Genomic DNA, 19,175 nt, shown 5'->3' on the forward strand with positions numbered 1-19,175 from the left:
GAGCACCCGTGACGTACGTCGTCGACTTCGAGAACGTCTCCACCGTCGGGCTGGAGTCCTCGCCCGTGGCCGAGGCCCTGGCCGGCCTGCGCGCCAACGAGGCGCGCTACTTCAGGAACAAGTACGACCACGTCTTCACGGTCGAGCCGGCGTCGGAGGCGGCGGATGCGGTGGAGTACGTGCACCGCATCCTGCGCGAGGAGCGCGACCTCGCCATCGGCTCCGAGCCGCTGGAGGCGACGTCCTTCGAGGTCGAGGGCGTCCGGTGGACCTACGTGTTCTACCGCTCGGGGCTGGCCGTCAACGTGCTCTACACGCTCGAGGCCGGCCAGAAGCGGGCCGTCGGCTTCAAGCTCTCCGACGGCATGGACGTCCCGGCCGAGCTGGCCGAGCGCTTCAAGTTCGCTCGTCAGCGGTCCAAGCTGGCCGGCACCATTCGCGGCTCGTTCTTCGTCATCAAGGGCGAGTACTGACGCTGGTGCGTGGGCGGCGCGCCCCGCGCGTCGCTCTCGGCCGGCGCGGGGTGCGCGGAAAGGGGCCCTCCGGCGCGCGATGTCCTTGTCGAGAAATCGGCGCACGACGCGGTTGGGGACGTCGTTGTCTTACCCTTGAACCGCGCATATACGAAAAGTCGGATATGTCGTGGCGCGCCAGCGCCCGACATATCCGCCCCCTGGCAAGCGTGGGCCTGGTGCGGTCTTGGCACCACGGGCGTCGGGATTTCTGGCGGGAGCAACGGTCCGCCGCTGACGCGGACCCGAGCCATGAAGCTATGCCGCTCCGGCAATGATGTTCTTGTACAGATCCTCGATGCGCGCGGCCAGCGTGACCTCGCCCGGGGACAGGTCCGACTCGTCGCTGCCGGGCACCCGTAAGCGGATCTGCGTGCGGCCGTCCAGGCGGCGGACGTCCGGGCGGACGCCGACCGCGTCGGCGACCACTTTCATTCGCTCGGTGAGTGCCGCATGCTGGGAATCGTCGAGATGCAGCGTCCGGCGGATCTCGCCGCCGTCATGCGTCCAGCCTTGTAGTAAGGCCAGCGCATCGCTGAGATAGTCACGGTGATCGTCGCTCCACCGGGCCCGCATGTCGACCTACCCTCCCACGGCATCGTTGCCGGCTTGTGGCCGATTCGAAGCCTGCCCGTCATCAACGGTGTCTGCAAGTCTGACTAGCAACCGGTGGATCTGTCCACGGCCACTTTTCCCTCGTCTGGTGAACAACAGGGCATAGCCCGCCACCGGAACTTCATATGGATCTGGCACCCTGGTTGCCCGTGCAGACCGAACGGTTGATGCCACGGATCATCGTCGGCGCGGCGATCATCGCGAATGGGCGGGTTTTGGCGTGCGAGCGCGCCCAGCCGCCCGAAATGGCCGGAAAGTGGGAGTTCCCCGGGGGCAAGGTCGATCCGGGGGAGACCGAGGTGCAGGCGCTGGTCCGCGAGTGCCAGGAGGAGCTCGGCGTCGACGTCGCCGTGGGCGAGCGCGTCGGGGACGACATCGCGATGCTGAACGGGACCGCGATTCTGCGGGTGTACGTCGCGACGCTGCTCGACGGCGCGCAGCCGATCCCGCTCGAGCACAGTGACCTGCGCTGGCTGGGCGCCGGAGAGCTCGACAGCGTGCCGTGGCTGCCCGCCGACGCGCCGATCGTGCACGCCCTGGAGCCCCTGCTGCCCTCGTAGGCGGCGTTGTTACCGTCAACCGCGTGGATGTCACCTACGCCGAGGTCGGCGCGACGCGCGAGGGGCCGCTGCCGGCCGGCTATCTGCATGTGACCCGGCGGGTCCGCCTCACGGCGGGGTTCGCCGAGGCGGCCGAGGCGCTCGCGCACTGGCGGCCGCAGCGCGGGGCGGGGCTGCGGGTGCGCACCGAGGCGGAGCGGGCCGGGCTCGGGGTCGAGTTCGCCTCCGGCATCGGGGTGGGGCCGCTGCGGCTCTGGGTGCCGTGCAAGATCGTGTGGATCGAGGACCGGGCCGACCGCTTCGGGTTCGGGTTCGGGACGCTCCCGGGGCACGTGGAGACCGGCGAGGAGGCGTTCGTGCTCGCCACCGACGCCGAGGGCGCCGTGTGGTTCGAGGTCCGGGCGTTCAGCCGCCCGGCGACGTGGTGGGCGAAGCTCGGCGCGCCCGTGGCCCGGCTGGTGCAGGCCCGGGTCACGGACAGGTACGTGGCCGCGATGCGGGACCTCTGACGGTCGGCCGAGGCCCCGCATCGCGAACCGCGAGCTAGCGCGCGTCCGGGTGGTTGTACCGCAGCTTCTCCGGCGGTAGCGGGAACTCCTGGTCGTCGCCGAACGGGGAGGCCGCGGCCGCCCGGTCGAGGTAGAGCTCGGCCACGGGGAGCTTGCCGTCGGCGCCCACGGAGGGGTCCTGCGGCACGGGGCCCTGCTGGTGCCAGTGCGACGACGTGTCCGCGGCCGCGCCGGTCGGGCTCGACGCGTGGGCCAGGGCCGGCTCGTCCAGCTGGTCACGACGGAAGATCTTGCGCCCAAGCCAGGTCACCGGGTCGTACCTCCGATCGACAACGCGTTCCTTCATGGGAATGATCGCATTATCCGTGATCTTGATGTGCTCCGGGCAGACTTCGGTGCAGCACTTGGTGATGTTGCAGTAGCCGAGGCCCTGCTCCGTCTGGGCCATCTCCTTGCGGTCGCCGCGCGCGTCGAGCGGGTGCATGTCCAGCTCCGCGGCCCGGATGAAGAACCGGGGGCCGGAGAAGGCCCGCTTGTTCTCCTCGTGGTCGCGGATCACGTGACAGACGTTCTGGCACATGTAGCACTCGATGCACTTGCGGAACTCCTGCGAGCGCTCGACGTCCATCTGCTGCATGCGGTACTCGCCGGGCTCGACGCCCTTCGGCGGCGCGAAGGCCGGCATCTCCCGGGCCTTCTGGTAGTTGAAGTTGACGTTCGTGACCAGGTCGCGGATCACCGGGAAGGTGCGCAGCGGGGTGACGGTCACGGTCTCGTTGTCGCCGAACGTCGACATCCGGGTCATGCAGCCCAGCCGCGGCTTGCCGTTGATCTCCATCGAGCAGGAGCCGCACTTGCCGGCCTTGCAGTTCCAGCGCACCGCGAGGTCGGGCGTCTGGGTGGCCTGGAGGCGGTGGATGACGTCGAGCACGACCTCGCCCTCGTTGACCTCCACCTGGAAGTCCTCGAGCTGGCCGCCCGTGTCGTCGCCGCGCCAGACGCGGAAGTGGCGCTTGGTACCCATCACAGCTCCTCGTCGGTCATGTACTTGGCCAGCTCACTGCGCTCGAACAGGGCCTGCAGCTCCGGACGCATGACTGGCAGCGGCTTGTGCTCGAGCCGGACGTCCTCCCCGTCGAGCGAGCAGACCAGGTTGACCTGGCGCCAGGCCGGGTCCATCTTCGGGTGGTCCTCGCGGGTGTGCCCGCCACGGGACTCGGTGCGCTCCAGCGCCGCCTTCGCCGTGCACTCGGAGACGATGAGCATGTTGCGCAGGTCGAGCGCCAGGTGCCAACCGGGGTTGTAGCGCCGGCCGCCGGTCGCGCCGACCTTCTTCACCCGCTCCTTGAGCTCGGCCAGGCGCACCAGCGAGTCGCGCAGCTCGCCTTCGCGGCGGATGATGCCGACCAGCGTGCCCATGATGTCCTGCAGCTCGTGGTGCAGCGCGTACGGGTTCTCGCCGCCCTCACCGCGCTGCAGCGGGGCCAGCGCCGTCTCCACGGCCGCCTCGACCGCCGCCGGGGTCGGCTTGCGCCGGCCGGTCTCGGTCGCGTAAGCCGCCGCGTGCTCGCCCGCCCGCTTGCCGAACACCAGCAGGTCGGACAGCGAGTTGCCGCCGAGCCGGTTGGAGCCGTGCATGCCGCCGGAGACCTCGCCCGCCGCGAACAGCCCGGGCACCGCCGCGGCCGCCGAGTCGGCGTCGACCTCGACGCCGCCCATCACGTAGTGGCAGGTCGGGCCGACCTCCATGGGCTGCTTGGTGATGTCGACGTCCGCCAGCTCCTTGAACTGGTGGTGCATCGAGGGCAGCCGCTTGATGATCTGCTCGGCGGGCAGGCGGCTGGCGATGTCCAGCAGCACACCGCCGGCCTGGGTGCCGCGGCCGGCCTTGACCTCGCTGTTGATCGCGCGGGCGACCTCGTCGCGGGGGAGCAGCTCGGGCGGGCGGCGGTTGTTGTCCGGGTCGGAGTACCAGCGGTCGGCCTCCTCCTCGGTCTCCGCGTACTGCTTGCGGAAGACGTCGGGGACGTAGTCGAACATGAACCGCTTGCCGTCGGTGTTGCGCAGCACGCCGCCGTCGCCGCGGACCGACTCGGTGACCAGGATGCCCTTCACCGAGGGCGGCCACACCATGCCGGTCGGGTGGAACTGCAGGAACTCCATGTTGATCAGCGTCGCGCCGCTGCGCAGGGCGAGGGCGTGGCCGTCGCCCGTGTACTCCCACGAGTTCGACGTGACCTTGTAGGACTTGCCCACGCCGCCCGTCGCCAGCACGATCGCCGAGGTCTCGAACAGCACGAAGTCGCCGGACTCGCGGTAGTAGCCGAACGCGCCCGCCACCGCGCCGTTCTCGACGAACAGCTCCGTGATCGTGCACTCCTGGAACACCCGGATGCGCGCCTCGTAGTCGCCGTGCGCCGCGTAGTCCTCCTGCTGCAGCGACACGATCTTCTGCTGCAGCGTGCGGATCAGCTCCAGGCCGGTGCGGTCACCGACGTGGGCCAGCCGCGGATACTCGTGTCCGCCGAAGTTGCGCTGGCTGATCTTTCCGTCTTTCGTACGGTCGAACAGCGCGCCGTAGGTCTCGAGCTCCCAGATTCGCTCCGGGGCCTCCTTGGCGTGCAGCTCCGCCATGCGGAAGTTGTTCAGGAACTTGCCGCCGCGCATGGTGTCGCGGAAGTGCACCTGCCAGTTGTCGTTCGCATTGACGTTGCCCATGGCCGCGGCGGCGCCGCCCTCGGCCATGACCGTGTGCGCCTTGCCGAACAGCGACTTCGAGATGATGGCGGTCTTCTTGCCCGCGAGCCGGGCCTCGATGGCGGCCCGCAGCCCGGCGCCGCCCGCACCGATCACCACGACGTCGTAGGTGTGTCGCTCGATGTTCGTCATCGGGGGGTCCTAATTCCAGATTCGAAGGTCGGTGATCCAGCCCGCGGACACGGCCATGATGTACGCGTCCGTGAGGATGACCGTAAACAGCGACGTCATCGCGAACGTGCCGTGCCGGGTGTTGAGCTTGGAGATCAGCGTCCAGAGGCGGTAGCGCACCGGGTGCTTCGAGAAGTGCTTGAGCCGCCCGCCCATCACGTGCCGGCAGGCGTGGCAGCTGGCGGTGTAGCCGGCCAGCGCGAGCACGTTGACGACGATGATCAGCGAGCCGAGCCCGATGCCGAAGCCGCCGTCGGTGCCCTTGAACGCGTGGAAGGCGTCCCAGATGTTGATCAGCAGGATCAGCGACGCCACGTAGAAGAAGTAGCGGTGCGAGTTCATGAAGACCAGCGGGAAGCGGGTCTCGCCGCTGTACTTCTTGTGCGGCTCCTGCACGGCGCACGCCTGCGGCGACAGCCAGAGCGAGCGGTACCCGCTCTTGCGGTAGTAGTAGCACGTCACCCGGAAGCCGGCGACGAACGGGAACGCGGCCAGGCCCAGCGGGAGCCAGCGCGGGAACGCGCCGAAGGGGGTGCCGAAGTGGCTCGAGCCCTCGACGCAGGAGTCGCTCAGGCACGGGGAGTACAGCGGGGTCAGGTATCCGTGCTCCCCGACGAAGTACCACTTCGCCATGAAAATCCGGATCGTCGAATAGACGATGAAGAACAGCAGAATCGCCGCGATGGACAGCGGGTAAGTCCGCCACCCGTCCGTCCGCAATGTCTTGGCGCCGATCGCGGCGCGGGGCCCCGCGCCCGAAACTGACCGAGGCCGTGTAGGCGTGGTCGTCATGGTGAGTACTCCCTGGACGGGCTGGTGAAGAGTTCTCTGATGTACCGATCTACGGTCGGTGCACACGTTACGCCCGATCCCGCAGCGACGTGCGTTGGGAGTCTTGCGTGTGCCGACTCGATACCGAAAGACCTTCGCCGAAAGCCTGCTGCCCGTTGTGGAGAACTTCACTCCTGCCGCGGTGACCACGCCATTCGCATGATCCAAAACTTTGGTTAGGTTTACCTAAGTTGCCCATTGTCCGCTACTTGGCGTCCCGGAGTTAGGACGCCGTGTGGTTGGCGCTTTGCCTTTCCGTCGTTCGACTTGCCGGCGCTTTGACCCGGCCGCCGTTGCCTCGCCGGTTCGGCGGGCCGGGTTTTGCGTCGCGCAGAATCCTCAGCCCGATGCGCCCCCGGTGTAATTCCACGATGCCAGCCGCAGCGCCGGAGCCACGAATCCCGCTTCCGCCCACGGCCCGGGCATCTCCACCGCGTGCGAGCCGATCCCGAGCACGGCTCCGGGGCCGAGCGCCTGCGCGTAGGACTGGGTGAAGCGGAAGTTCCGGACCGGGGTCGTGATCCGGCCGTCCTCGATGAGCCAGACGCCGTTGCGGGTGAGCCCGGTGACGACGAGCGTCCGCGGGTCGAGCACCCGGGTGTAGTGGTTGTCCGTCACGAGCAGCCCGCGCTCGACCCCGGCGACGAGCGCCGCGACCGTCGAGTCCGTCGCCGGCCCGTCGACCTCCTGCGGGGCCGGCCCCTCCCCGGGCAGCAGCCGCAGGCTCGACGGGATCGCCCCGAAGCTGGCCCCGCCCGGGATCGCGTGCCCGGTCGACTCCGCCCCGCCGCCGGCCCGCGCCGCCGTCCGGCGATCGTGCACCACCGCGCTCGACACGCCCCGGTCCACGAGCACCACCCGCCGCCGCGGGGTGCCCTCGGCGTCGAACGGGGTCGCTGTCGCGTCGGGCTGCGACGCGTCCTCGACCAGGGTCACCGAGGGGTCGAACTGCGCCTCGCCGACCTGCAGGAACGACTGGCGGTCGAGGACCATCTTGGCGTTGAAGCCGTACATCGCGAGCATCTGCAGCACGTCGGAGACCGCGGCCGCCTCGAGCACCACCTCGTAGCGCCCCGGCGGCAGCTCCACCGGGTCGACGCCGGCCCGGGCCTTCGCGGCCGCCCGCGCCCCGAGCACCGCGCCGTCGATGTCGCCCAGGCGCACCGCCGCGAGCCGGGCCAGCCCGTCGGAGCTGGAGGTCCGCGCGATGCCGTCCATCGCCGCGCTCGTGCGCGCCGCGGCCAGGTGCTGCCCGGCCGAGTTCGCGTAGACCACGCGGGCCGCGGACGTCCGGCAGTACCCGGCGGTGTCGAGCCCCTCGGCCTGCGCCACGAAGGCCCGCACCCGGGCGGCCCGATCGTCCGGCGACGCCCCCGCGGTCTCGTCGTCCACGTTGCCCGCGAACGCGAGCGGCGCCGGGGGCGCGAGCCCGGGCCAGGTCGGATCGGTGGGCGCGAGCCGCATCGAGGCGACCGTGCGCCGCACGAGATCGTCGAGCCCGTCGAGCACCGTCGTCGAGGTGCTGGCCGTGCGGCCGTCCGCGTGCAGGCGCAGCCGCACCCCGGTGATCTCGTCGGCCACGTTCTGGTGAATGTACGACCCGGCGAACCGCGTCAGCGCCAGCTCCTGCCGCTCGACGGTCACCTCGGCCTCGATCCCGGTGCCGACCAGCTCCAGTACCCGCTGGGCCAGGTCCGTCTCCGTCGCCGTCACGCTCATCCCCGCACCCCTACGCACGTGTCCAGATCCGTCACGTTCCCGCTCCCGCTCCTGCTGACCGGCGGGGTCTCCCTCGCACCGCGCTGTCCCGCGTTGCGCTGTCCCGCGTTGCGCTGTTCCGCACCGTGCTGTTCCGCGCCGCGCTGTCCCGCGTTGCGCTGTTTCGCGCCGCGCTGTCCTGCGCTGCCTTCGCGCGTGCTGCGCCTTCCCGGCCGCTCTCGGGTGCCGCCTGTCGCGGGGCGCTCGCGTTCCGCCGTCTCGTGCTGCGCTCTTCCGTGCTGCGCTCTCGCGTGCCGTTAGTCGCGGGGGCGCTCGCGTTCCGCGTCGCCCTTGTTGCCGCCGTGTTCGTCGCGGCGGGCCGGGCGTTTCGCAGACTCTCGTTCGGACGTGCCGGGAGTGGGCCGGTTCGGCCGGCGTGGTGCCGGCGAGTTCGAGCCGGGTTCCTCGTGCTGCTCGGGGGCGTCATCCGCGGACCCCCACCCGGACGTTCTGGAAGCGGGCCGCGGCGGCCGGGTGGCCGGTGTGGCCGATCTGGCCCGGCTGGCCCTTGCCGCAGTTCGGGGTGCCCCAGGAGACGGTCTCCGAGCTCAGCATGTCCATCGAGCCCCAGAAGCGGGGGCCGATGCCGGTGTAGGTCGGGTTGCGCAGCATCCGCCCGCGGCGGCCGTTCTTGATCTCCCAGCCGATCTCGCAGCCGAACTGGAAGTTGAGGCGCTTGTCGTCGATCGACCAGGAGCGGTTCATGTCCATGAGCACGCCGTCCTCGGTCGCGGCGATCATCTCGTCCAGCGTGTGCGGGCCGGGGAGCAGGCCGACGTTGGTCATCCGGACCATCGGCAGGCGCGCCCAGCCGTCGGCGCGCACACTTCCCGCGTAGTCCAGCCCCGCCACCGCGGCCGAGTCGCGACCGGCGAGCGTGCCGACCCAGATGCCGTCGCGGACCGCGTACCGCTGCTGAGCCGGGGTGCCCTCGTCGTCGTAGCCGAACGACCCGAGCGCGCCCGGGATCGTGGGGTCGATGGTGATGTTCATGAGCTCGGAGCCGTACCGCAGCTGATTGATCTTGGCCAGGTCCAGCCACGACGTGCCCGCGAACGCCGCCTCCCAGCCGAGGATGCGGTCGAGCTCGATGGCGTGCCCGACGGATTCGTGGATCTGCAGGGCCATCTGCTCGCTGCCGAGGATGAGCGTCGTCTCACCCGCCGGGCACTGCGGCGCCGTCAGCAGCGCCCGCGCCTCGTCGGCGATGCGGGCCGCGTGCGCCGTGAGGTCCAGCTCGTCGACGATCTCCCAGCCGCGCGTGCCGTACTGCCCGCGATAGGAGGGATACGAGCGCCGCTGGGTCTCGCCGTCACCGATGACCGTGGCCGAGATGCCCGCCCCCGACTCGCGGATGTGCTGGTCGATGCGGTGCCCCTGCGACGAGACGAACCACTTGCGCGTGTCCCAGATCTGGTAGAGCCCCTCGGCGATGTCCGCGCCGGCCTTGTGCGACTCCGCGGTCGCGGCCGTGAGCAGATCGCCCTTGACCGACAGTGCGACCCCGAGCGGGTCCACCTCGCACGCGCTGGCCCAGGAGTCCACGCGCGCCTCGACGCCGACGAGGTCGACCGCCGGCCCCGGGACCGTCGCCGAGGCCCGCGCGATCGCCGTGGCCCGCTCGCCCGCGCGCTTGGCGGCCGCGGAACCCAGGTCCGGTACCGCGAAGAAGCCCCAGCTCGAACCCACCAGTGCCCGCACACCGACGCCTGCGTCCTCGTCCTGGCTCAGCTCCTCGATCTCACCGTTGCGGGCGGTCATCGACTCGGAGCGGCGGTGCATCACGCGGGCATCGGCATACCGGGCGCCGGCTGCGAGAGCCGCCTCCACCGCCGCGGTCGCCACGTCGAAGTGGGTCATGGTTGGACCCTACCGAGGGGGTATGACACTTTGGGCGGACACGACCCTACGTCGATGTCTTGGCTACCCGATCAACTCGTTGATCTGCCGCGCCAGCGCGAGATCCTTCTCGGTCACCCCGCCGGCCGAGTGGGTGGAGAGCCGGAAGGTGAGCGTCCGCCAGCGAATGTCGATGTCGGGGTGATGGTCGGCCGCCTCGGCCACGTGCGCGACCTCGGCGACCAGCCGGATACCGTCGAGAAACGAGGGGGCGGTCACCGAGCGTTCGATGCCCTCCGAGTCACCGGACCAGCCCGCGAGCTCACCGAGCGCGGCGGAGACGTCGTCATTGCCGAGTACGTCAGCCATGCCCCGAACCTACCCCCGCCCCCGGCGACTGCGGCGTCCGATCGCCCGGGACGGCGAGCACGAGCGCGACCACGGGTGAGTCAGGCTCGGCGTCATGGGCGGCGCCTGCGGCTGCGGATGATGATCTGGAGTACGGCGATGAAGACCATGACGACGACGGCGGCGCTGATGGCGGTGATCACGGCCGCGGTCCGGCCTCCGCCTCCGCCGGTTGCCGCTGGTGGGGACGGGGAGGTGCTGGTCGGGGCGGGGGTGATTTCGGCGGTGAGGGCTTTGACGAGGTCGATGACGCCGTAGCCGTACACGGGATCCTTGCCCGGCTCGCCCTTGTCCTGTGCCGTCTCGGTCAGCCGGCGAACGACCTCTGGGCCTTTGAGCTGTGGGTACTTCGCGCGGATCAAGGCGACAGCGCCGACGACCAAGGCGTTGGAATCGCTGGTGCCGGTGCCTGTACGCGTCTGCCCGCCGATGCCGACGGCGACGATGTCGACGCCGGGCGCAACGAGGGTGAGCTCAGGGCCGGCGACGGAGATGGGGGCTCGCTCGCCGTCGTGATCGACGGCGCCGACCGCGACGACGCCTGGCATTCTGGCCGGGAAGTCGACGCCGCCGACATCGGGTTTGTTACCGGCGGCCGCGACCACGACGACGTCCGCATCGAGGGCCTTTTGAATGGCGTCGCGCACGATCGAGATGTCGCTGGTGCCGATCGAGAGACAGATGACCTTGGCGCCCCTACCTACGGCGTAGTCGATGGCGGCGGCGACGTCGCGCGGATTGCCTCCGAAGTCGATGTTCCGGGAGAGCTGGATGGGCAGAATCGTAGCTTCAGGGGCGATGCCCAGCACGCCCTTGCTGGTGCCGCGCCCCCGTCCGGCGATGAGCGTGGCCATCGCGGTGCCGTGGCCCACCGGGTCTCGGCGCCCATCGCCGGTGTTGCCGCCGAAGTCCTTGCCGGGGATGACGGCTCCGGCGAGTTCAGGCACAGTCGCATCGACGCCGGAGTCGGCAACCGCGACGAGCACGCCCTTACCCTGGCTGAGGCGTTGAGCCTCGGCGACATGCATGAAGCCCAGGTGCCACTGTTGGTCGCGGACATCCTCTGCCTGCGCCGGAACTGGCACGGCGACGGTCGCAAGCACTGTTGCCACGAGCGTCAGAGCTGATCGTCGCAGGATCAACGGTCGATGCCGATCACGCCTGGGGGCACGTCGACGGCAGGTGCGGCTGGTGGCGCCTCGAGGATGGGTGGAACCCCCTCCGCAATTTGCCAGGCCTCATCTTCGGGCCACCCGCGTCCGGGACGGCGTTGGGCATACGCCTCGTAGCTGCGGTCTCGCCAGCCGCCACCGGGTAGCCGGTCGCCACCGTCCGCGCCGTTTTCGGTCGTGGGGCGAAGGCCGGGATTGCGCCCGACCGGCCGTGCTGAGCGGGTTGCGGAGGTACCCGGACGGGCGGCCGCTCCGCTGCCCGGGCGACCGATCACTCCGTGCTCGGCGAGCGGAGCGCCGGCTGATCGCCCGACGACAGGCTGAGCAGGCGGACGCTCAATGAGGCCGTTGGTCGGCGTCAGCCGCCCCGGCACGTGGTCGGCGATCGGCGGCATGGGCAGCGGCGTCGGCGTCGGGAGCGGTGGCCCGACGGCCGGTGCGATCGGCGGGGGAGGCATCAGCACCGGCGGAAACGCTGGTGCCGGATTCGCGGTCAAGAACGGTCCGGGATCGAAGGTCACCGGCGGGGTAGCGGGTCCCGAGCCAACATTGATCAAATCCGGGTTGGGTGCGGGTGGATCGAACACAGGCGGGGGCAGGTAGTGGCTGGACGAGCTGGCGCCGCGGCCTCGACGCGGATCCGGCGGTGGAGGTGGCGGCGTGCCATTGTCGTATCGCTTGATCCGCGGCATGACGACCGGCTGCGCGGTTGCGGCGGCGACCTTCGCGTCGGTGTCCTCCATGATCGCGCGGGCCTGTCGGTCGAGTTCCTTCCGATGCTGGTGCAGTACCGCATCGGTGGCGATCTCCGGCATGCCCACGTTCGGCGCCCAGCTGGCGGGCAGTGCGTTGACCATCGGGCCGGCTGGAGTCTGGGCGAGGTACGCCCGCCACGCGGCATTCGTATCGTCGTACGAGTCGTGTAGCGGCTTGATCCGTCTCTGCGCGTGGATCAACGCGTCGGTCACCTTCGCGTAAACCGTTGCGGCCTGCCCGGCCGCATCCTGCGCGTCAGTCATGGCGGCGATGGTTTGGTCGAGCTGGTCGAGATACGCCTGTGCGGCAGGACTTCCCTCCGGCCTCCAGGCGCTGACAAGGTCTTGGCGAAGTCGCCGCAGGTTGCCGATCTGTGCGTTGAGCATCGAGCGTTTCGCTTCCCAGCCGCGCATGGCCTCGGCATGGTCGGCTGCGCTTTCGCGCGCCACCATCTGCCACAGCTCGCGCACGGTAAAGCCCTGGTAGATGCTCATGCGGCACCACCGTGCATATCGCGTCGCTCCTCGAGCAGGTTGTCGCGGGTCTGGACCTGATCGGCACGGTGCGAAGCCTGCTCGGCGGAGGTCAGATCCGTGGAAGCGCCGCTCACGACGGCGTTCAGGAAACCGACGGAGTCGATGTCGGCATCGAGGTACGTCGTGGCCAGGTCGTGCGCCGTCCGGGCGAGGGCGCCCGTATTGTGCGAAAGCGCAGACAGGAACGTGATGGCCTGGTTCATCGTGTTCCAGTACTGCAAGGCCGCGTCCTGGACGATTGGGCTGGCGCTGTGGATGCCGAAGGCGCCGAAGGACTGCAGCTGGTACGTCACGAAGTCCGTCGTCGGGGCGATGTCCTTGTCCACGTACGACTGGAGGCCGGCGCCGAACGCGCGCACGCCCTCCGGGTCGATCTTGATTTGCTTGTCCGCCACGGTGTTCCTCCCCGTCCCGTGTATCGACGTGCTTAAGGTAGCGGGAGCGGTGCTGGAGTAGAAAGGACGATATGTCGATCCGTGCGGTAACCCGGGAACTGCTCGTGCGCTGTGTCGACACCTGGGCGCCCGGGAATCTGCATGCGCCGCATGGCGCGGCGTTTCTCTACGCGTCCGCGCGGGGGATCGATCATGAGGCGGCCGAGGCGGCGTTGCGCGCGTTCGGGGAGTTCGGGGATCGGCTCCGTGGGCGGCTTACGCTGCTGTTCGTCGCGCCCGGAACCGAGGCGTTGGCGGGGCGGTTCGCGGCTGTGCAGCGTGAAATCGGTACACCTGCGGAAATGGCGGTTCACGTTGTGCCCGGCGGCAATGTCGGCGCCGTTCTCAAGGCGGCCGGAGCCGCGAGTGGGCCACTGCTGGCAATGGTCGACGACAGCATTGCGAAAAGCTTCAAAGCGGCTGCCGTACTCCTCACAGCCCCCGCCGGTACCTGGGAGAAACAACGCTCGGAACTGCACGCGGCGGGGCTGGGGCTCACCGCGGGTGTCGAGTTGGTCGATGGCGAGAGCGACATGCTCGTCGGCTTCGGCACGCGCTCGGACAAGAGCCTGGAGGCGTTCAAGAACGAGCTGTGGGCGCTGGACGAGTACGCCGGCGTGCGCTACCGCGACCCGCGCGACCCCGAGGGGCACCTGATGGACATCTCGCTCGAGCCGAACCCGGGCGCGCTGCGGCGCGAGCTGCTGGCGCGGCTCGGCGACGGCGGGCTCACCGTCACCGAGCTCAAGCGGTTCGCGCTCACGGACACGGTGTACCGCGCTGCCGACGCCCAGAAGCTCATCACCGCGCTGCTGCACTCCGGCGCCGTGCGGCGCTCACCCGAGGGCGGGCGCCTCGGCGGCGACGTGGTGATCAGCCTGGCACCCGCCGCGAGCGGCTGATCCGCGGCGACGTGGCGATCAAGCCTGGCTCCCGCCGCGAGCGGCTGATCTGCGGCGATCTGAGCACGGCGATCAGCCCGGTGCCGGCAGCGAGCGGCGGATGAAGTCGAGCTCGATGCGCAGCAGCTTCTCGGCCAGCCCGCCCGCGGCCATGTGCGTGGCGCCGGTCAGCGGGATCATCGAGTGCGGCCGGCCCGCGGCGAGCAGGGCGGCCGAGAGGCGCAGCGTATGCGCGGCGACCACGTTGTCGTCGACCAGGCCGTGCACGAGCAGCATCGGCCGCGCGTCCTCGGGGCGCACCGGCGGCTCGGCGGCCAGCTCGACCAGCGAGTTGTGCGCGTACACGTCGGGGGCGTCGGCGGGCAGCCCGAGGTATCGCTCCGTGTAGGCGGTGTCGTAGAGCGCCCAGTCCGTGACGGGGGCGCCGACGACCGCGCAGTGGTACACGTCCGGCCGCCGCAGCACCCCCAGCGCCGACAGCCAGCCGCCGAACGACCAGCCGCGGATCGCGACCCGCCCGAGATCGAGGTCGGGGTGCTTGCCGGCGAGCGCCTCGAGCGCGTCGACCTGGTCGGCCAGGATCACGTCGGAGAAGCGGCGGTGGATGGCCTTGTCGAAGCTGGGCGCGACGCCAGGTGTTCCACGATTGTCGATGGACACGACGGCGAAGCCCTGGTCGGCCCACCACTGCTTCTCCACCCAGCGGGCCCGGGCGGCGACGACCTCCTGATGGCCCGGGCCGCCGTAGATCGCCACCAGCACCGGGAGCCGGCGCCCGGCCACGTGGCTGCGGGGATAGACCACGCCCGCCGGGACACGCCGGTCGGTCACCCGCTCAAGGGCGGGTCGCGGCGCGAAGGGCGGCGCCGCGGCGTGGGACGCGATCGCGCCGACCTGCTCGTCGTTGTGGATGACGCGGTACTCCCAGCCCGCCCGCTCCAGCGTCTGCGACCCGATCACGATGGTCCGCCCGGCCGCCTGGGCCACGTGCCAGCCCGGCTCCGTGGTCAGGCGCGTCGCGCGCGGGCTGGACTGGGTGACCGGGATGTGGAAGACGTGCTGCTCGCTCGGCTCTCCGTCGCTGGCCTCCACGATCAGGTCGCCTTCGAGGCGTCCGGCCACGCGCCGGACGTACAGATTGGGCGGTGTGATCAGGCTCCCGTCGGCGAACAGGCAGCGCGCGTCGTATCCGTCGTGGGCGAGCTCGCCGCCGACCAGCACCCGGCCGTCCGCGAGGTGCGCGGGCGTGCCCGGCACCGGCTCCACCCAGCGCGGATCGGCGAGCTCGGCGTGGACCTGTGTCTCGCCGGTGCGCGGGTCGACGGCGATCACGAGGCCGTGCTGCTGCAGCCGGCGCAGCACCGCGAGCAGCGGTCCACCCTGCTCCGACCAGGTGGCGGCGACGAGATAGGGGTAGGTCTCGCGGTCCCAGTGCACGTCGACCCAGCCGCCGTCGAGGTCGAGCACGTGCAGCGTGACCTTGGCGTTGCTCGCGCCCGCGTGCGGATAGGCGATCGTGGTGGGCGGCTGCTCCGGCAGCGACGGGTCGTGCAGGTGCCACCGGGGGACCCGCGACTCGTCCACGCGCGCGGTGAGGATGCTGTGGCCGTCGGGCGACCACCAGTATCCCCGGAAGCGGTGGAATTCCTCGGCTCCGATGAACTCGGCGAGCCCCCAGGTCACGCCCTCCTCGCCGGCCAGGACCGAGTCCGTGCCGTCGGCGTCGATCACCCGCAGGGCGCCGCCGGTGACGTAGGCGATCCGGCGTCCGGTCGGGTCGAGCCGCGGGTCGACGACCGGCCCGGCGGTGTCGAGCTCGGTCACATCGCCGGTGAGCAGGTCGGCGCGGAACAGCCGGCCGCCGAGCGGGAAGACGGCCAGCACTCCGGCCCCGTCCAGCGCGAACGAGCCGATGCCGCCCGCGGACAGCCGCAGCCGCTCGCGCAGCGCCCGCTCGGCCGGCGGCAGGTCGGGCTGATCCCGCAGCAGCGCCGCCGGGTCGGCCAGGCACCGCTCGGTGCGCGTGGCGACGTCGAAGACCCAGAGCGCGTCGGTGGGGTCCTCGGGACCCGACGAGCGCAGGAAGATCACGCGAGCCCCGTCCGGGCTCACCGTGACGGCGCGGGGTGCCCCGTAGGAGAAACGTCGGGTTCGTGCGGCGAGCTCCGGATAGTCCACCCCGGAATGTTGACTCGTGCCCGCCGGATTGTCATGTGATTGGCCCGGAACCGGGCATCAGCGTCACTCTTGGTGAGCGGCTGCTCACACGGACGGTGGCGGTTGGGGAAAGTGTCGGGGGCAGGCCGTAGAGTTGCCCCCGTGAGTGCTCGGAGCATCCTGTTCGTCCATGCACACCCCGACGACGAGTCGATGGGGACCGGCGCGACCATGGCCCGCTACGCGGCCGACGGCGCCCATGTCACCCTCGTCACCTGCACGCTCGGTGAGGAAGGCGAGATCCACGTGCCCGCGCTGGCCGGGATCGCCGCCGCCGAGGGCGACCAGCTCGGCGGCTATCGCATCGCCGAGCTGCAGACCGCCTGTCGCCACCTGGGCGTGACCGACCACCGTTTTCTCGGCGGGGCTGGGCGCTACCGCGACTCCGGGATGATGGACACCCCGGCCAACAAACACCCGCGCGCCTTCTGGGGCGCCGACCTCGACGTGGCCGCGGGTGAGCTGCTCGAGGTGATTCGCGAGACCCGCCCGCAGGTGGCGGTCACCTACGACCCCAACGGGTTCTACGGCCACCCGGACCACATCCAGGCCCACCGGGTGCTGACCCGGGCCGTGGAGCTGGCCGAGGCGGAGGGGATCGGACCCGCCAAGGTGTACTGGACGGCAGTGCCCCGATCCGTCCTGCAAGCGGGCATGGAGCAGTTCCGCGACTCGTCCGACAACCCGTTCGCCGAGATCGAGCATCCGGAGGACCTGCCCTTCGGGACCGCGGACGCGGACATCGCGGCGCGGGTGGACGCCCACGAGTTCGCGGAGGAGAAGACGGCCGCCCTCAAGGCGCACGCCACGCAGATCCCGCCGACGTCGTGGCTGTTCTCGATCGCGGGAAACTTCGGCGCCGAGTTCATGGGCGTGGAGTATTACCAGCTGGCGCGCGGGACCAAGGGGCCCGGCGTCGGGCCGTACGGGTGGGAGGAGGACCTCTTCGCCGGGCTCGACGTGGAGGTGCCGACGCCGCGGGCCTCGGTGCTGGAGCCGCCCGTCTCGTCGGCCGCCGTGCTGGGGACCTCGGCGCTGGGGGCGTCCGGACTGGAGCCTGGGGCATCGTGACGACCAAGCGCAAGGGGTCGCCCCGGCCGGGGCGTTCGGCTTCGGGGCCTGCTCTCACTCGCGAGTCCGCGGTCGAGCCCGCCGACGTTTCCGGGGCCTCGTCCGGGTCCGTCGACACGCCCGCGGCTGCTTCCCGCTCCGGAATTGCGGGGTCCGCGGCCGCGTCGGCGTCCGGGTCCGCCGCGTCGGCATCTGGACCCGCGGCCGGGTCGGCCTCCGCGCCCGTGTCGGCGTCAGCGTCTGGGTCCGCGATCGGGTCGGCGTCGGGGTCTGGGTCCGCGGCCGGGTCGGCGTCGGGGTCAGGGTCCGCGGCCGGGTCGGGGTCGGCGTCTGGGCCGGCGGCCGGGTCGGGGTCGGCGTCTGGGCCCGCGGCTGTGCCCGGGTTCGCGCCGGATGAGCCGTCGGCCGGGGGTTCCGCTCCCGACGGCGGCTTCGCGGTGCCGTCCGACGTCGTGTGGCCGGGCGCCGCGGAGCCCTCGCGGTCGTGGCTCAACCTGTCGCCGGAGGCCCGGGGATCCCTCGACATCGCCATCACGATCGCCGGGCTGATCGTGGCCACCTTGCTCGGGGCGGCGCTGGCGATCATCGAGGCGCTCTACTCGCCGCTGCGCATCGGCGGGTGGCGGCTGCCCGTCTCGCTGCTCATGGCGCTGGTGACCAACCCGCTGCTGGGCTGGTTCGCCTACACCACGACGCGGCGGCGGATGGCGGCCCTACTGCCGGCGGCGGCCTGGTGCGTGGTGTGGATCATGGCGGCGGGCCGCACCTCCGAAGGCGACATGATCATCACCGAGGACAACTGGGTGGGGCTGCTGACGCTCTTCGCGGGGCCGCTGGCGTTCGCGATCGGCATCTACGTCTCGACCATGCGCCCGCGGCCGCGCGTGACTCCGCCGGACACCACTCCACCGACGCCGGCTGGCACCTGAGCCGTCGGCCGGTGACGCTCGCCGGCTCGTCGGCCGGCGGCGGGTTCGGCGCCTGCGTTGGTGTCGAGCGGCCGAGAGCCGCGACTCTGACAGCTGGCCTCGACGCGGTCCTGGCGGCAGCGCATGCCTCCGGCCGTCGAGTCGCCATGGCGAGCAACAACGCCGTCGAGGCCGTCGCGTCGAGTCGTCGCACCTGGCCACTGGCTTCGGCAATTGGTTCGGCCCGGCGCGGGGTCTTCGTCGCACCCGGCCACTGGCTTCGGTGCTTGGTTCGGCGCGGCGCGGGGTCTTCGGTTGGCCGCGGGCCGCGCAGTCGCCGTGGTTGCGTAACGGTCTGGACCGGCGGTTCGCGGGGGCGGCCGGTTCCGTCGGGGTCCGCGAACGGCGTGTTTGGATTTCGGGTGGCGGGGGAGCGTCGCGTTGTGCCTCGTCGGAAACGCAACGCGGCGCGGCGGGGCGGTGATTGTGCGTGTCGGTTCGGGGTGCGGAAATGCCCGGCCGAATGGGGACCCACCGCCGGCTCGGAAGCGGTTCCCGGGAGAGGTTCAGCGAACTCTGAGGTGGCGGGTCTTGCGCACACGCAGTGTAGACGGGTAAACACGTTCCCGCGCCGGGATTGCGAGGGTTCGGCGTATCGGGGAACTGAAGTGACGGAGGCTGGCTATGAAGGAGCGGTGGTTGCCCGTCGGGCTCGTCGCGGGGGGTCTCTTCGTGGTCAATCTCATCGCTCGGCTCGTGGTGCGGTTCGCGGCCGGGGACGATGACGCCAAGCAGATCACCATCGGGCTCTGGGCGCTGTTCGCGGTCGGTGCGGTGATGATTCCCGTCGCGTTCTGGTACGGCCGCCGGGTGCCCATGATTCGCGTCGTCGGCGAGCTCGGGCTGGCCGTTGTGGTCGCCTGCCTGCTGGCCGTGCTCATCGGGCCGTTCGTGTCCGGGGTCGGGCCGTTCAGCAACGGCGTCGGGCTCGTGTTCCGCCAGTTCTTCTACTTCGTCGGCCTTTCCGCGATCGGCGCGGTGATCGGGCTGCTGGTGCTCATGACGGCCGGGCTGGACTACAGGTCGCAGTCCTGGAAGCGGTACATCGAGCACGCCGGCACCAAGCCCCGCAAAGCCGTTCGGCGCTAGTCCCGCCTCGGCCGGCTCGGCCGGCGGCCGTGGGGCGCTCGAACGTGCAATCGACGCGAGGCCGTCGTGC

The 19,175-nt window shown here is 70.8% G+C and carries 18 protein-coding genes; 7 read left to right on the forward strand and 11 right to left on the reverse strand.

The window, feature by feature from the left end; all coding sequences use genetic code 11:
* Nucleotides 1-8: 8 nt before the first annotated feature.
* Nucleotides 9-473: a phage tail protein gene (locus ACQP1P_RS04650; RefSeq protein ID WP_433083424.1), complete on the forward strand. Its 465-nt coding sequence runs from the start codon at nucleotides 9-11 to the stop codon at nucleotides 471-473.
* Nucleotides 474-770: 297 nt separating this feature from the next.
* Here ACQP1P_RS04650 and ACQP1P_RS04655 read toward each other — a convergent pair whose 3' ends face one another.
* Nucleotides 771-1,088, reverse strand: a complete 318-nt coding sequence (locus ACQP1P_RS04655; RefSeq protein WP_350611762.1) for a pterin dehydratase — start codon at nucleotides 1,086-1,088, stop codon at nucleotides 771-773.
* A gap of 164 nt (nucleotides 1,089-1,252) precedes the next feature.
* Here ACQP1P_RS04655 and ACQP1P_RS04660 point away from each other — a divergent pair, with 164 nt between their 5' ends.
* On the forward strand, nucleotides 1,253-1,687 hold the full coding sequence (locus tag ACQP1P_RS04660; protein WP_433083426.1) for a (deoxy)nucleoside triphosphate pyrophosphohydrolase: 435 nt from the start codon (nucleotides 1,253-1,255) through the stop codon (nucleotides 1,685-1,687).
* A 23-nt stretch (nucleotides 1,688-1,710) separates the two neighbouring features.
* Nucleotides 1,711-2,196, forward strand: a complete 486-nt coding sequence (locus tag ACQP1P_RS04665) for a DUF1990 family protein (RefSeq protein WP_433083428.1) — start codon at nucleotides 1,711-1,713, stop codon at nucleotides 2,194-2,196.
* Nucleotides 2,197-2,230: 34 nt separating this feature from the next.
* Here ACQP1P_RS04665 and ACQP1P_RS04670 read toward each other — a convergent pair whose 3' ends face one another.
* From ACQP1P_RS04670 to ACQP1P_RS04710, 9 genes are all read right to left on the reverse strand, one after another.
* On the reverse strand, nucleotides 2,231-3,220 hold the full coding sequence (locus ACQP1P_RS04670; protein WP_433083430.1) for a succinate dehydrogenase/fumarate reductase iron-sulfur subunit: 990 nt from the start codon (nucleotides 3,218-3,220) through the stop codon (nucleotides 2,231-2,233).
* A complete protein-coding gene (locus tag ACQP1P_RS04675) occupies nucleotides 3,220-5,085 on the reverse strand; it encodes a fumarate reductase/succinate dehydrogenase flavoprotein subunit (RefSeq protein ID WP_433083432.1) in 1,866 nt (621 codons plus the stop codon). Before ACQP1P_RS04675 ends, ACQP1P_RS04670 begins: the two co-directional genes overlap by 1 nt.
* Nucleotides 5,086-5,094: 9 nt before the next feature.
* Nucleotides 5,095-5,916 (reverse strand): hypothetical protein, encoded by an 822-nt coding sequence (locus ACQP1P_RS04680; RefSeq protein ID WP_433083434.1) that lies wholly within the window; start codon nucleotides 5,914-5,916, stop codon nucleotides 5,095-5,097.
* A gap of 378 nt (nucleotides 5,917-6,294) precedes the next feature.
* Nucleotides 6,295-7,674 carry a TldD/PmbA family protein gene (locus tag ACQP1P_RS04685; RefSeq protein ID WP_433083436.1) on the reverse strand — a complete coding sequence of 460 codons (1,380 nt, stop codon included), beginning with the start codon at nucleotides 7,672-7,674 and terminating at the stop codon, nucleotides 6,295-6,297.
* 462 nt (nucleotides 7,675-8,136) lie between these two features.
* Nucleotides 8,137-9,573, reverse strand: coding sequence for a TldD/PmbA family protein (locus ACQP1P_RS04690; RefSeq protein WP_433083438.1), 1,437 nt, complete (start codon nucleotides 9,571-9,573; stop codon nucleotides 8,137-8,139).
* 63 nt (nucleotides 9,574-9,636) lie between these two features.
* Complete coding sequence (locus ACQP1P_RS04695) at nucleotides 9,637-9,921, reverse strand: 4a-hydroxytetrahydrobiopterin dehydratase (protein WP_433083440.1); 285 nt, start codon at nucleotides 9,919-9,921, stop codon at nucleotides 9,637-9,639.
* A gap of 92 nt (nucleotides 9,922-10,013) precedes the next feature.
* Nucleotides 10,014-11,063 carry a S8 family serine peptidase gene (locus tag ACQP1P_RS04700; protein WP_433083442.1) on the reverse strand — a complete coding sequence of 350 codons (1,050 nt, stop codon included), beginning with the start codon at nucleotides 11,061-11,063 and terminating at the stop codon, nucleotides 10,014-10,016.
* A gap of 35 nt (nucleotides 11,064-11,098) precedes the next feature.
* Nucleotides 11,099-12,382 carry a hypothetical protein gene (locus ACQP1P_RS04705; RefSeq protein WP_433083444.1) on the reverse strand — a complete coding sequence of 428 codons (1,284 nt, stop codon included), beginning with the start codon at nucleotides 12,380-12,382 and terminating at the stop codon, nucleotides 11,099-11,101.
* Entirely contained in the window at nucleotides 12,379-12,819 is a 441-nt protein-coding gene (locus ACQP1P_RS04710; RefSeq protein WP_433083446.1) for a hypothetical protein, read from the reverse strand. Before ACQP1P_RS04710 ends, ACQP1P_RS04705 begins: the two co-directional genes overlap by 4 nt.
* A gap of 71 nt (nucleotides 12,820-12,890) precedes the next feature.
* On the opposite strand from ACQP1P_RS04710, the gene ACQP1P_RS04715 reads away from it, so the two are divergent.
* Entirely contained in the window at nucleotides 12,891-13,760 is an 870-nt protein-coding gene (locus ACQP1P_RS04715; protein WP_433083448.1) for a hypothetical protein, read from the forward strand.
* 72 nt (nucleotides 13,761-13,832) lie between these two features.
* Here ACQP1P_RS04715 and ACQP1P_RS04720 read toward each other — a convergent pair whose 3' ends face one another.
* On the reverse strand, nucleotides 13,833-15,938 hold the full coding sequence (locus tag ACQP1P_RS04720; RefSeq protein ID WP_433083450.1) for a prolyl oligopeptidase family serine peptidase: 2,106 nt from the start codon (nucleotides 15,936-15,938) through the stop codon (nucleotides 13,833-13,835).
* Nucleotides 15,939-16,130: 192 nt separating this feature from the next.
* On the opposite strand from ACQP1P_RS04720, the gene mshB reads away from it, so the two are divergent.
* From mshB to ACQP1P_RS04735, 3 genes are all read left to right on the forward strand, one after another.
* Nucleotides 16,131-17,048: an N-acetyl-1-D-myo-inositol-2-amino-2-deoxy-alpha-D-glucopyranoside deacetylase gene (gene mshB, locus ACQP1P_RS04725; RefSeq protein WP_433089834.1), complete on the forward strand. Its 918-nt coding sequence runs from the start codon at nucleotides 16,131-16,133 to the stop codon at nucleotides 17,046-17,048.
* Nucleotides 17,049-17,422: 374 nt separating this feature from the next.
* Nucleotides 17,423-17,977, forward strand: a complete 555-nt coding sequence (locus ACQP1P_RS04730; RefSeq protein ID WP_433083452.1) for a hypothetical protein — start codon at nucleotides 17,423-17,425, stop codon at nucleotides 17,975-17,977.
* A 663-nt stretch (nucleotides 17,978-18,640) separates the two neighbouring features.
* Nucleotides 18,641-19,105, forward strand: coding sequence for a hypothetical protein (locus ACQP1P_RS04735; RefSeq protein ID WP_433083454.1), 465 nt, complete (start codon nucleotides 18,641-18,643; stop codon nucleotides 19,103-19,105).
* The last annotated feature ends 70 nt before the right edge of the window (nucleotides 19,106-19,175 follow it).

It is taken from the genome of Dactylosporangium sp. CA-052675 (genome assembly GCF_050947935.1).
In the GTDB taxonomy this organism is placed as follows: domain Bacteria; phylum Actinomycetota; class Actinomycetes; order Mycobacteriales; family Micromonosporaceae; genus Dactylosporangium.

Excerpts from the sequence above, each read along its gene's own strand:
- ACQP1P_RS04655 (WP_350611762.1), bottom strand. The coding sequence starts at position 1,088 with ATGCGGGCCCGGTGGAGCGACGATCACCGTGACTATCTCAGCGATGCG.
- ACQP1P_RS04660 (WP_433083426.1), top strand. The coding sequence starts at position 1,253 with ATGGATCTGGCACCCTGGTTGCCCGTGCAGACCGAACGGTTGATGCCA.
- ACQP1P_RS04670 (WP_433083430.1), bottom strand. The coding sequence starts at position 3,220 with ATGGGTACCAAGCGCCACTTCCGCGTCTGGCGCGGCGACGACACGGGC.
- ACQP1P_RS04675 (WP_433083432.1), bottom strand. The coding sequence starts at position 5,085 with ATGACGAACATCGAGCGACACACCTACGACGTCGTGGTGATCGGTGCG.
- ACQP1P_RS04680 (WP_433083434.1), bottom strand. The coding sequence starts at position 5,916 with ATGACGACCACGCCTACACGGCCTCGGTCAGTTTCGGGCGCGGGGCCC.
- ACQP1P_RS04685 (WP_433083436.1), bottom strand. The coding sequence starts at position 7,674 with ATGAGCGTGACGGCGACGGAGACGGACCTGGCCCAGCGGGTACTGGAG.
- ACQP1P_RS04690 (WP_433083438.1), bottom strand. The coding sequence starts at position 9,573 with ATGACCCACTTCGACGTGGCGACCGCGGCGGTGGAGGCGGCTCTCGCA.
- ACQP1P_RS04695 (WP_433083440.1), bottom strand. The coding sequence starts at position 9,921 with ATGGCTGACGTACTCGGCAATGACGACGTCTCCGCCGCGCTCGGTGAG.
- ACQP1P_RS04705 (WP_433083444.1), bottom strand. The coding sequence starts at position 12,382 with ATGAGCATCTACCAGGGCTTTACCGTGCGCGAGCTGTGGCAGATGGTG.
- ACQP1P_RS04715 (WP_433083448.1), top strand. The coding sequence starts at position 12,891 with ATGTCGATCCGTGCGGTAACCCGGGAACTGCTCGTGCGCTGTGTCGAC.
- mshB (WP_433089834.1), top strand. The coding sequence starts at position 16,131 with ATGGGGACCGGCGCGACCATGGCCCGCTACGCGGCCGACGGCGCCCAT.
- ACQP1P_RS04735 (WP_433083454.1), top strand. The coding sequence starts at position 18,641 with ATGAAGGAGCGGTGGTTGCCCGTCGGGCTCGTCGCGGGGGGTCTCTTC.